This window comes from Armatimonadota bacterium, from assembly GCA_016125185.1.
In the GTDB taxonomy this organism is placed as follows: Bacteria; Armatimonadota; Fimbriimonadia; order Fimbriimonadales; family Fimbriimonadaceae; genus Fimbriimonas.
This window is the reverse complement of record WGMG01000005.1, coordinates 1-12,765: the sequence shown is the minus strand read 5'-3', so window position 1 is coordinate 12,765 and position 12,765 is coordinate 1. Positions and strand designations below refer to the sequence as shown.

The window sequence follows — 12,765 nt, the reverse complement described above, 5'->3', positions numbered from 1 at the left end:
GTATTATGATGCCATGCTCAAAGTTGATCGCGAGGGGGCCGTCCTCCACGTGAAGCTGAATCGTCCAGACGTGCGAAATGCTCTCAACGACGAACTCATCGACGCCCTGTATCAACTTTTCTCAACAATTTCGCCCGAGATTCGGGCCGTGGTGATTTCGGGCGCCGGTCCGAGCTTCTGCGCGGGCGGCGATCTGGAGTGGATGCGTAAGGCGGCCAGCTATACCGAGGAGCAAAACGTGGGCGATGCGATGCGGATTTCGAAGATGTTTTCCGCGATTCGCGACTGCGCGGCGGTGACGATTGCGAGCGTGCACGGAGCGGCGCTGGGCGGCGGAAGCGGCTTGGTGGCGGCGTGCGACATCGCGATTTCGACCGAAGACGCGAAGTTCGGTTTCACCGAAGTGAAGCTGGGGCTAATTCCGGCGACGATCTCGCCATTCGTGATCGACAAGATCGGCAAGGGCCACTCGCGGGCGCTGTTTGCCACGGGCGAAGTGTTCACGGCTCAGCGGGCGATGCACATCGGTTTGGTGCAGGAAGTCGTTCCGTCGGCGGGTATGTCGGCGGCGGTCAACACGAAGGTCCGGGCGATTCTGGGCTCGGGTCCGCAAGCGGTGGCGGGGGCTAAGCGGTTGGTGAACGATGCTCCGCTGACGGCGGAAGAGACGGCGCGGCGGCTGGCCGAAGCCCGCGTGAGCGACGAGGGCCAGGCGGGGATTTCCGCGTTCCTGGAGAAGAAGCGAGCGCCCTTCGTGGTCGACGTTGAATACGGCGACTAGTCGTCGTCGGCTTGGTTGCTAGGCTGGAAATGGGTGGTCCAGGTAAGTGGTTGGACCAAAGACGAGGCAGCCGCCTATCCCCCGGTTCATTTCATTCACCGGCTCCTTCCTCAAGGAGCATCTAGGGTTGTCGGCCCGATTCGAGTTGATGCCAGATCGGAGACTGAACGGCACACCGCCTCACCATCGATTTCCGAAGAACCACGCTACTCCACAGGGAGGGTCCGCAATGGAGCCTGCCGCAAAGGCAGGATTCATGTCGAAGTCAAAGGGAGGTCAGCCCACTGGGAAGGTGGGCATCCTGCCCACCAAAGTTGGCAAAGACGCGTGCTTGTCGGCCGAAGTCCGAAGTAGGAGGACGAAGGAAGGCGAAGCTGGGATTTACCATTGTTGGTAGGTGACTGATCAGCCTCCTCCCCTCCGGTTCGCCCTACAGCCCGACTCACCGGCTCCACATGAATCCTGCCGTTGTGGCAGGATTCATGCGGACCCTCCCCAGGGAGCAGCGTAGTTACTAGGCTTGAAGTGAGTTGATACCTACTCACCTACTTTGTTTGAGCCTGACTCTTGAGGCTGAAATGTTCACCGCCCACCCCCGATTTCCAAATAGCCAAGCTACTCCCTGGGGGGAGTCGCTGAACGTAGTGAAGCGGTGGGGAGGATTCATGTGGAAGGCGAGAGAAGCGAGCCGGCGGGCAGGACTAGAAGACGAATGCCTCGGTCAAACAAGGCTATCCCTTGGCGAAGGGATCGGTGAGAGAATCGAACCGAGGGATAGACGACAAGCTTTCGGAATGACGGATTAGCCACGGGGCACAAACCGATGTGGAGAGAACATTTTCAACCAACGCCTATCCACGAAAATAATAAGGTAGACATTTTTCTACATTTTATGTAAAATGGTCGGCATGATCGACCGTTTTCGCCATTGGTACGAGCACGAGAAGGCCGCCAATCTCCGAATGATCGAAATGATCGAGTCGGTGCCGTTCGAACGGCACGAGGACCCTCGTTTTGTCCGCGCCGTCTGCCTCGCCGCGCACTTGGCCGCCTGCCGCGAGAACTGGCTGGACCGGATGGATTCGGACGGCGAGAACCAAACCGATTGGTTTGTCGATCACTTTGAGCTTGGCGGTTTGCGTCCGCGATACCAGCGAATCGAGCGTCAATGGACGGAATATTTGGAGCGGTTGAAGGACGAGGACTTGCCGAAAAACTTTGAGTTTCAGGGCGGAGACGGGACGCACTACATCTTGCGGATCGAGACTCAGTTGACGCAGTTGGTTGGCCACGCGTTCTACCATCGGGGACAGGTGGCGCTGCTCGTCGACGAATTGGGCGGGGAGACGGTCGATACCGACTACCTCTTCTGGGAGGTCGCTAAGCGATAGGTCCCAGATTCTTCGCAACCTGTTAGGCCAAAAGTCGTACTATTTGATGAATGGTTGCCATTTACGTAGCCGCTTTCCTAGTTGGAATCGCGATCCTGGTCTTTGGGCTCGTAGCCGGCAATCTTGATCATTCCTTCGGCGACCACGACACGGTCGACGGGGAGAATCCGATTTGGATACCATTTCTCAGCCCGCGCTTCTGGATCTACGGTCTGGGGAGCTTCGGGTTGGCGGGCATCCTCTGCACGTTGGCGAGCGTGCCCAATACGCTCGTGTTGGCGATCGTGACCGGCGCTCTCACGGGCCTGGTGGTCAGTACGGCCACGCGGTACCTGCTTCGGCGGGCCGAGACGACCAGCGACTACCGGTTGGAGAGCCTTTTGGGGCATACCGGGAGCGTCACGGTGCCGATCCGACCGGAATCGCGGGGTAAGGTTCGACTGAACCGTCAAGACGAAGTACTCGAGATCTTCGCAAAGGCGAGCAGTCCAACTGCCGAGATCATGCCGGGTTCGCCGGTGATCGTTGTTGGTGTCGAAGGCGACACCCTGGAAGTGATTTCTCAGGACGAGGTCCTAAGCTAAAGACAATGAACATTTTCTATACTTTTTCTCAAGTGGGGGGAGGGACGATGCCCGCCGAGGTTCTGTCGGGGCTGTATCTTGCGGTCTTTCTCATCGTCGCGTTCCTCGTTTTCTACATCTTTCTGCGGTCGTTGCTCTATATCTGCCCGCCGAACGAAGCCCTCATCTTCTCGGGTCGCCGCCACAAACAGCCTGATGGTTCAATTCGCGGTTTCCGAGTGGTGTTCGGAGGGCGAGGCTGGCGAGTGCCGATTTTGGAGCGGGTGGACCGAATGAACCTGAACACGTTCGAGGTTCCGATTTCGATTCGCGGCGCTTACTCTCAGGGCGGAATCGCGCTCAATGTCGAGGCGGTCGCGAACGTGAAGGTCTCGAGCAATTCGGCGGTGATGGGCAACGCGATCGAACGTTTTCTCGGCCAGCCGCCAACCGCCATCGGCAAGGTCTCGAAGGAAACGCTGGAAGGGCACCTGCGGGGTGTTTTGGCTCGGCTCACTCCGGAGCAGATCAACGAGGATCGACTGAAATTTGCCGAAGAGCTGAGCAATGAGTCCGAGCTCGACCTCAAGAAGCTCGGATTGCACCTCGATACGTTCAAGATTCAGCACGTCAGCGATGAGAGCCACTACCTGGACTCCATCGGACGAGAAGCGATCGCCAATATCATCCGCGACGCCGAAATCGCCGAATCGGACGCCAAACGGCAAGCAGAAAAAATTGAGAGCGAAGAATTGGCAAAAGCCAAAGTCGCTGAAGCCACCGCCGACGCCGCCATCGCCAAAATGCGAAACGAACTTCGAACCATTCAGGCGGACTTGGAAGCCAAAGTGACGGCCGAACAGGAAACCACGAAAGCGGCGGCCCGCGAGGCCCGAGCCAAGGCCGAGCAGGAGCTTCAGCAGATTCGATCCCAGGTCGAGGCGCTTCGATTGAAGGTCGACGAGATTTTGCCCGCGGAAGCCGAAAAGGTGGCCCGCGAGTACTCAGCAAAGGGCGATGCAGCGAGTGTGAGAGAGCGCGGCCTTGCCGCCGGACAAGCTCTCGAAGCGCTCCATTCGGCGTGGCGAGATGCGGGGCCAGCGGCGATGAACATCGCGGTGATGGACGACTTGGAGAAGATATTGAAGGCAACCACCGACACGGTCAAGAAGGTCAAAATCGGCACCGTCAAGCTCGTGGATTCGGGCGATGGGCAAGCGCTGACGAATTACGTTGCGTCCTATCCGGCGATCTTCCACGCGATCCTCGCCAGCGTTCGGGATACGGTCGGAATCGACGTTCCCCAAATCCTCCACGGCACCGCCCCCGACTCGAACTCTGGAGAGCCCGAAACACCCTCGGAAAGGAAATCTAAGGAGGTGAAGAAATGACCGGAGCCGCAATCGTCATTGGCGTGATCATTTTCTTCATTCTGATTTTCCTCCTCAGCCTTCCCTCGCTGATCTATATTTGCGCGCCGAACGAAGTGTTGATCTTCTCGGGCGGACGAAGAAAGGACGGCACACGGGAATACGGCTATCGGCTGGTGAAAGGCGGGCGGGGAATCCGAATCCCGTTCCTGGAGCGTGTGGATCGGATCAACCTGACCAACATGCCGATCGACGTGAGCGCGTCCAACGCCTATAGCAAAGGCGGAATACCGCTGACGGTGCAAGGGGTGGCCAACGTCAAGATCGCCGGACACGAGCCGGTGCTGAACAACGCCATCGAGCGCTTTCTTGGCAAGCAGCGCGAAGAAATCATGGCCATCGCCAAGGCCACGCTGGAGGGATCTCTGCGCGGTGTACTCAGCACGATGACGCCGGAGCAGGTGAACGAGGACAAGATTCTCTTTGCCGAGCGGCTGGTCCACGAGGTTGAAACCGACATGACGACCCTCGGGCTCGTGGTCGATACGCTCAAGATTCAGAACGTTCACGATGAGGTCAAGTACCTCGACTCGATGGGTCGAAAACGAGGAGCTGAGGTCATTAGCTCGGCACGAATCGCCGAGGCCAAAGCCAAAGCCGAATCGATCATTCGGTCGGCGGAGAACCGCGAGCAGGAGCAGAGAGCCGTTATCCAGGGTCAAATCGAAACCGCTAAGGCGGACGCCGAAAAACGTCTCGTCGATGCGACCACCCAACGAGCGGCGGTCGTGGCCGAAGAACTGTCGGTCGTCGCGGCGGAAGTGGCCAAGGCGAAGGCCGAAGTCAACGTTCAGACGGCGCGATACGATCAGGTCCGAAACAAACTGGATGCCGAAGTGGTCCAGCCAGCCAAGGCCTCGGCAGAGGCCGCTCAGGCCAAGGCGAAGGCGCAATATGCCAACCTGATCGCCGACGGCCAGGCGCGAGGCGACGCCCTGCGAGCGATGGCGGAGGCGTGGGAAGCCGCGGGCCCAAGCGCCCGAGAGATGATGCTTTCTCAGAAGCTAGAGCCGTTGATTCGCGCGATCGGCGATTCGATCTCTACAACGCCGGTCGAGCAACTGACGATCGTCTCGGGTGGAAGCAAAGGCGGTAGCCAGATGGGCGCGCTCGTGAACATGGCGACTCAGGCCAAGGAAGTTTTCGGAATCGACGTGGTGGACAAGATCAAGAATCTCGGCAACCCGAATCCGATTAACGTGAATGTTTCCTCTCCGGCGCCGGTGAACCCGCACCTGCCTCCGCCCGAGGAACCGCCTAAGAAGTAGTGGCTGGGAGCTTCTAGCTTCTAGCTGCAAGCCCTTGTAAGTCGAGGCCATCCCATTGGGAGGGTGGGCATCTTGCCCACCATAGCCAGACGTGGCACTGGTAAGCGCTTGGCCCAAAACGAAGCTATCAACTATCCCCCGGTTCAATCCTCGTGCCTCGAATTTCACCGGCCCCTTCGCTAAGGGGCATCTTTGCTAGTCGGCCCGACTCTGATTTCGGAATAGCCAAGCTACTCCCTGGGGGGAGTCGCTGAACGTAGTGAAGCGGTGGGGAGGATTCATGTGGAGTGGCTGAACGCAGTGAAGTCGTGGGGAGGATCATTAATGGTCAAGCTCGCCAAAGCTCAGCGGTGGCACTGGTAAAAACGTCCGCTAGAACGGATGCGATCAACCTCCTCCCCTCCGGTTCGCCCTACGGCCCGACTCACCGGCTCCCCCCAGGGAGCAGCGTAGTTACTAGGTTCGGATGAAGTTCATACCAATTCGCCATTTTGTAAAAGTCCGAATTTTGAAAGCAGAAATGTTCACCGCCCACCCCCGATTTCCAAATAGCCAAGCTACTCCCTGGGGAGGGTCCGCAATGGAGCCTGCCACAAAGGCAGGATTCATGTGGAGTCGCTGAACGTAGTGAAGTCGTGGGGAGGATTCATGTGGAGTGGCTGAACGCAGTGAAGCCGTGGGGAGGATCATTAATGGTCAGGCTCGCAAAAGCTAAGTGGTGGCACTGGTAAGCGCTTGGCCCAAAGCGAAGCTATCAACTATCCCCCGGTTCAATCCTCGTACCTCGAATTTCACCGGCCCCTTCCTCAAGGGGCATCTCGGTTAGTCGGCTTGACTTAAGCTAATGCAAACCCGCTTTCGAATTCCGATTGACCACGCTACTCCCTGGGGAGGGTCCGCAATGGAGCCTGCCACAAAGGCAGGATTCATGTGGATGGCGAACGAAGCGAGCCGGTGGGGAGGAAGATAGCCTCAAGCTAGAAGCCACAAGCCACAAGCCACAAGCTAGAAGCTTGCGGCTAGAAGCTAAAAGCCATTTCTCAGGTACAATATTGCTTCGCAATTTAGTGGGAGGCCAACAGGCCGCGCGAACCACAGGTGAACCATGCGAAAGAATAAGAAGAAAGAAAAGCACTCGCCGCGCTACTTTGCGCTGGCGGCGACGGTTGACAAAGACAACCTACTCACCATCGAAGAAGCTCTGACCCAGGTCAAGAAGACGGCTACCGCCAAGTTCGTGGAGTCCGTCGACGTCGCGATCCGACTCGGCATCGACCCGCGAAAGAGCGATCAGAACGTCCGCGGTCTGACCACCCTTCCGCACGGAACGGGCAAGTCGCGAGCCGTTGCGGTTCTCGCCAAGGGCGACCTGGCCAAGGAAGCCGAGGGCGCAGGCGCCGACGTGGTCGGAGCCGAAGAGCTCATCACCCGAATTCAGAACGGCGACAAGGACCTCAAGTTCGACGTTCTTCTCGCCACCGAAGAGATGGCCCCTCAGCTTGGTAAGATTGGCCGCGTGCTTGGCGCTCGAACGCCGAACAAGCGAAACGGCACCGTCACCAACGCCATCGGCAACGCGGTCAAGGAAATCAAGAGCGCGAGCCGAATCGAGTACCGCGCCGACAAGGAGGGTGTTGTCCACCTTTCGATCGGTAAGGTCAACTTCACCGACGCTCAGCTTCAGGAGAACTTCCTCGCCGGTTTCGGTGCGGTTCTGCGAGCCAAGCCGTCCAGCGCGAAGGGCAAGTACGTTCAAACGATCACCGTCAGCGCCTCGATGGGCCCCGGCATCTCGATCGACCCGACGAGCGCATCCAAAGCCGCAGGCTAAACCCCAGTTACCGGGATTCGACGAAAGGCTTCCAATTCAGGTTGGAAGCCTTTTCTTTTTGCCTCAAAACGGCGTAAGATCACGGTGGTTGCAATGAAGCAGGCCCGCTCCCTCATTTTGTTCGTCTCGGCAGCCGGTTGCCTCGGCTACGGCTTGGCGGCGAATCCGGCTCAAGACAAGGGCAAACCCACGAAGACGATTAAGGCGGTCGACTTCAATCGCGATATTCGCCCGATCCTCAGCGAGCACTGCTTCCGGTGCCACGGACCCGACGGCAAGGAAGTGAAGGCGAACCTTCGCCTGAGTGACGAAAAGGACGCGACCCGCGAGCGAGACGGCGAATGGGTCATCAAGTCGGGAAGCGCGAAAGATTCGCTGATCATGACCCGTATCGCGGTCGGGGGCGACGACCCCATGCCGCCGAAAGACTCGGGCGTCGAGCCGCTGACGAAGGAGCAGGTCGAGACCATCCGGCGATGGATCGACCAGGGCGCGAAATACGAAAAGCATTGGGCGTTTGTGCCGCCCGTCATGCCCGAGATTCCGAAGGTCAAGGCAAAGAATCAGGTCCGAAACCCGATCGACAATTTCATACTCGCAAAGCTGGAACCGAAGGGTCTGAAGCTGGAAAAGGAAGCCGATCCGGCCACCTTACTCCGCCGCGCAAGCCTATCGTTGACGGGCCTCTTGCCCACGCCCGAGGAGCTTCAACAACTTGAGAGCGACAAGAAGCCGGGCGCCTATGACAGGGCGGTGGATCGCCTGTTGGCCAGCCCGCGGTACGGCGAAAACCAGGCGCGGTACTGGCTCGACGCGGTTCGGTACGGCGACACCCACGGTCTGCACCTCGACAACGAGCGGATGGTGTACCCCTACCGAGACTGGGTGGTGAACGCCTTCAACGAGGACATGCCGTACGACAAATTCACGCTCTGGCAACTGGCGGGTGACCTGATGCCGAACCCGACGCGCGACATGCTGGTGGCAACGGGTTACGTGCGGATGAATCCGACCACCGACGAGGGCGGCGCCATCGAAGAGGAGTTTCTGGTCAAAAACACGATGGACCGGGTCGATACGATGTCGACCGTGTTCCTGGGGATGACGGTCGGATGCGCCAAGTGCCACGACCACAAATACGACCCGATTACGACGAAAAACTACTATCAGCTTTTCGCCTTCTTCAATTCGACCAAGGACGCGCCGCTAGATGGCAACGAGCTCAACCCGATGCCGAATTTGTACGTGCCATCGCCGGAGGAGACGAAGGCGCTGGACGACACCAAGGCGGAAATGAAGCGGCTGGAGGACGGCGTCAGCCTGGAAACCGCCGAGGAATGGCTGAAGGCGAACTACGTCGTCCCGCCGAAAATGGGCCCGTGGGAGGTCTCGCAGACCTTCCGACACAAGAGTTTCGACGAGGCGTTCGACACCGACGTGAAGCCGGACAAGTGGAGCCCGATCAAGCTGGTCCGGGCGACGGCCATCGCGTTGGCGAGCCTCGACAACTCCTCCAACTATTTGCGGACGACCCTCACCGAAGACCAAGACCGGACCCTGGCCATGCGTTTTGGAAGCGACGACGGGATCAAAGTTTGGCTGAATGGCGACCTGGTCCACTCGAACAAGGTTCAACGAACCGTCCAGACTCCAACGGACGAAGTAAAGCTCAACCTGAAGAAGGGTGCGAATCTGCTGGTGGTGAAGATCACCAATGCGCTGGGTGGCGACGGCGTGGTGTTCGACTACGGCAACGCGACCGAGACCGCCGCCGAACTGGCGCATCAAAAGAACGATCCGCTGTTCACGCGGCAGACGTACCTGCGATCCGGTCCGAAGACCGAGATGTCCAAGCAGTACCTGGCGGCAAACGACCGAAAGATGAAAATCGACGCCGCCATCCCGCGAACCCTGATCGCGCAGGAGATGGATAAGCCCCGTCCGGCTTATGTTCTGCGCCGGGGCGAGTATAACTTGCGCGGCGAAGAGGTCCACCGAGGCATCCCCGAGGCGCTCGGCAAACTGCCGGACGGCGCACCGTTGAACCGCCTTGGGTTAGCCGAATGGCTGGTGGATAAGAACAATCCGCTGACCATGCGCGTGTTCGTGAACCGGGTTTGGCAACAGCACTTTGGCACCGGCATCGTGAAGACGGCGGAGGACTTTGGGAACCAGGGCGAGTGGCCCAGCCACCACGAATTGCTCGACTATCTCACGATGAAATTCATCGAGGGCGGATATTCGCTGAAGAAGCTCCACAAGCTGATTTTGACGAGCGCGGCCTTCCGACAGCAGTCGGTGGTGACGGCCGAAAAGGAAAAGATCGACCCCGAAAACCGGCTTATTTCGCACGGCCCGCGCTTCCGGCTCGACGCCGAGGTTCTGCGGGATCAGGTGTTGCAGGTCAGCGGACTTTTGGTCAATCGTGAGGGCGGGCGGGGCTTCCATCCGTACCAGCCGGCGGGCCTGTGGGAAGAGGTCGCGTTCGACTCCAGCACGACGGCGCACTACACGCAGGATACGGACAGCGGCATCTACCGGCGCACCCTCTACCTCTTCTGGAAGCGCACGTCGCCGCACCCGATGATGCTGAATTTCGACGCTCCCGAGCGGGAGGCGTGCGTGGTGCGTCGCCAACGAACCAACACGCCGCTCCAGGCGCTAACGGCGATGAACGAGCCTGCATTTGTCGAGTCGGCAAGGGTGTTTGGCGAGCGGATCGTGAAGACGAAGAAGACCGACGACGAACGGCTCAAGTTTGCCTATCAATGGGCGCTCGGACGCGAGCCGTCGAAGGTGGAAAGCCAGATTTTGCTCCAGTCGGCCAAGCGCTACGAGCAGATGTACCAAGCCAATCCGGCGGACGCCGAAAAGCTCTGCTCCTCTGGCCTTGCCCCGCAGGCGCCGGGCTTGCCCAAGAGCGACGTGGCGGCCTGGACCATGATCGCCAACACGATCTTCAACCTCGACGAGTTTTTGACCCAACACTAGAAGCCATATGGACCCAATCCGCGAGTACGAATTGATGATGACCCGAAGGGAACTCTTCGGGCGGACGGCGATGGGCGTCGGCTCGGCGGCCCTGCACACGCTCCTGCGCGGAAGTGGAATGGGCTTGGCGCTGGCGGCGGCCGAGGCGTTTGGGCAACAAGGTCAACCGCAGTTCCACATGGGCAAGCCACGACCGGGTCTACCCGGCATGCCAAACTTTGCGCCGAAAGCCAAGCGCGTGATCATGCTGTTCATGAACGGCGGCCCGAGCCAGTTGGACCTCTTCGACTATAAGCCGAAGATGAACGAGGAGTACGACAAGGACCTTCCCGACCATATCCGCAACGGCCAACGCATTACGACGATGACCAGCGGACAGGCGCGTTTTCCAGTCGCTCCGTCGAAGTTTAAGTTCCAAAAGTATGACAATCAGGGCGAGGGTCTTTGGGTGTCGGAACTGTTGCCCCATACGGCGTCGATCGCGAGCGAACTGTGCGTGATCAAGACGATGTGGACCGAGGCGATCAACCACGATCCGGCGGTGACGTACATTCAGACGGGGAGTCAGCTTCCGGGTCGGCCCAGCCTCGGCGCGTGGGTGAGCTACGGCCTGGGGAGCATGAACGAGGACCTGCCGACCTACGTGGTGCTCCACAGCAAGGTGTCGAGCGGCAAGGTGGACCAGGCGCTGTTCGCGCGGCTGTGGGGAACTGGCTTCCTGCCGAGCGAGTATCAGGGCGTCAGCCTGCGGTCGTCGGGCGACCCGGTGCTGTACCTCAGCGACCCGAACGGGGTGGATCGCGACACGCGCCGGTCGATGCTCGACGATGTGTCGAAGTTGAACCACCTGCAGTTAGACCATTTTGGCGACCCGGAGATCGCCGCGCGCATCTCGCAGTACGAGATGGCGTACCGCATGCAGTCGAGCGTGCCCGAACTGATGGACCTTTCCCATGAGCCGCAGGAGGTCTTCGACCTGTACGGGTCCGACTCGAAGATGCCCGGCACGTTTGCCGCGAACTGCCTGCTGGCGCGGCGTTTGGCGGAGCGAGGCGTGCGGTTTATTCAGATTTTCCATCGCGGATGGGACCAGCACGGGAACCTGGCCAACGACCTTCCGTCGCAGTGTAAAGACGTGGATCAGGCGAGCGCCGCGTTGGTCAAAGACCTCAAGCGCCTGGGGATGCTGGACGACACGCTGGTGGTTTGGGGCGGCGAATTCGGGCGGACGATTTATTGTCAGGGGCCGCTTTCCCACGAGAATTACGGCCGCGACCACCACCCGCGATGCTTCACCCGCTGGATGGCGGGCGGCGGCGTCAAGCCGGGCATCTCGTACGGCCACACCGACGACTACGGCTACAACATTGTGGACAACGATGGAAAGGTCATCAATCCGTCGGTGGACGACTTCACGCCCGGCGCGGTGCATATCCACGATATGAACGCGACGATGCTTCATCTATTGGGCATCGATCACACGAAGCTGACGTACCGGTATCAGGGACGCGATTTCCGGCTGACGGACGTGCATGGCCACGTCGTGCAAGACTTGCTGGCGTAGGCCAATGCGAATTGACGGTGAACCGACCAATGTAGAATTTCGGCCCCGTTTGACGCTTGGCCGAGCGCTGATGGTCGTTTCATTCCTGTTGCCATTTGTTTTGAATTTTGGCAATTCATATGGACGAGGGGCGTACGTCGTCATGGTCGCAACCCTCCTTATCCTCGCGATTGGCTACGGCTTAACGGTCTGGGAGGACCTTCGAGACGGTCTGCGGTTTTCTTACGGCCGGCTCTTTTATGCTTTAGCGATGGGGCTTGTGTACTTGGTCCTCACTCCAATATTGATGGCGGCGGCGCAAGCGGCGATCAAGGTTGGCAGTCATCAGTGATCCCAGCTTGAGCTAACCATTTCAAGCTCTGGCAACGGATGCGAGTTGGTATGAATTTCATTCAGGCCCCGTAACCACGCTGCTCCCTTGGGAGACTCCGGGATGAATGCTGGCACAAGGGCTCGCTTCGCTAGGGCGAGGGAGGTCAGGTGATGTTGAGTGCGCGGACTTGTCCGCGCTCTATCCTGCGAGACTTGTCTCGCCGCGTTGGAAGGTGGGCGTCACGCCCGCCAATGAATCCTCCCCACCGCTTCGCCTAAGGTCGGCTCAGCGACTCCCCCCGTGGAGTAGCGTGGATATTCGGAATTCGAAGTCTGGTCGGTACATCACCATACACGGACTATTGCAAAATGGCGAATTGGGATCAACTCAATTCAAGCCTTGTAACCACGCTACTTCCCAGGGGGAGTCGCTGAACGCAGTGAAGCGGTGGGGAGGAGGCTGAATGCTCACCTACCATCACTGGTAAGTCCCAGCTTCGCCCGGGTCGTCCCGACTCTCGGGACTCCTCGGACTTTGACTGTTTTCGGATAAATCCCGGGGTGCAAGCACCCCGGGCTCGTGTCTTAAACTCTTTGTGATGGTCCTCCCGAGGACGCTCGGGTGGTGGAAGGT

Annotated in this window: 9 protein-coding genes; all 9 read left to right on the top strand. The window is 59.2% G+C overall.

Annotated features, from left to right (window positions below; translation table 11 throughout):
- Positions 1-13 precede the first annotated feature (13 nt).
- The 9 genes from GC165_07155 (at position 14) to GC165_07115 (ending at position 12,150) form a co-directional block, all read left to right on the top strand.
- Complete coding sequence (locus tag GC165_07155; protein ID MBI1332642.1) at positions 14-781, top strand: hypothetical protein; 768 nt, start codon at positions 14-16, stop codon at positions 779-781.
- An 899-nt stretch (positions 782-1,680) separates the two neighbouring features.
- Positions 1,681-2,172, top strand: a complete 492-nt coding sequence (locus GC165_07150) for a hypothetical protein (protein MBI1332641.1) — start codon at positions 1,681-1,683, stop codon at positions 2,170-2,172.
- 50 nt (positions 2,173-2,222) lie between these two features.
- Positions 2,223-2,756, top strand: a complete 534-nt coding sequence (locus tag GC165_07145; protein ID MBI1332640.1) for a hypothetical protein — start codon at positions 2,223-2,225, stop codon at positions 2,754-2,756.
- Between the two features lie 5 nt (positions 2,757-2,761).
- On the top strand, positions 2,762-4,126 hold the full coding sequence (locus GC165_07140; protein MBI1332639.1) for a flotillin family protein: 1,365 nt from the start codon (positions 2,762-2,764) through the stop codon (positions 4,124-4,126).
- Positions 4,123-5,433: a flotillin family protein gene (locus tag GC165_07135; GenBank protein ID MBI1332638.1), complete on the top strand. Its 1,311-nt coding sequence runs from the start codon at positions 4,123-4,125 to the stop codon at positions 5,431-5,433. Before GC165_07140 ends, GC165_07135 begins: the two co-directional genes overlap by 4 nt.
- A gap of 1,105 nt (positions 5,434-6,538) precedes the next feature.
- Positions 6,539-7,264 (top strand): 50S ribosomal protein L1, encoded by a 726-nt coding sequence (locus GC165_07130; GenBank protein ID MBI1332637.1) that lies wholly within the window; start codon positions 6,539-6,541, stop codon positions 7,262-7,264.
- A gap of 93 nt (positions 7,265-7,357) precedes the next feature.
- Entirely contained in the window at positions 7,358-10,255 is a 2,898-nt protein-coding gene (locus GC165_07125; GenBank protein MBI1332636.1) for a DUF1553 domain-containing protein, read from the top strand.
- A gap of 7 nt (positions 10,256-10,262) precedes the next feature.
- Entirely contained in the window at positions 10,263-11,819 is a 1,557-nt protein-coding gene (locus tag GC165_07120) for a DUF1501 domain-containing protein (protein MBI1332635.1), read from the top strand.
- 4 nt (positions 11,820-11,823) lie between these two features.
- Positions 11,824-12,150 carry a hypothetical protein gene (locus GC165_07115; GenBank protein ID MBI1332634.1) on the top strand — a complete coding sequence of 109 codons (327 nt, stop codon included), beginning with the start codon at positions 11,824-11,826 and terminating at the stop codon, positions 12,148-12,150.
- Positions 12,151-12,765: the final 615 nt, after the last annotated feature.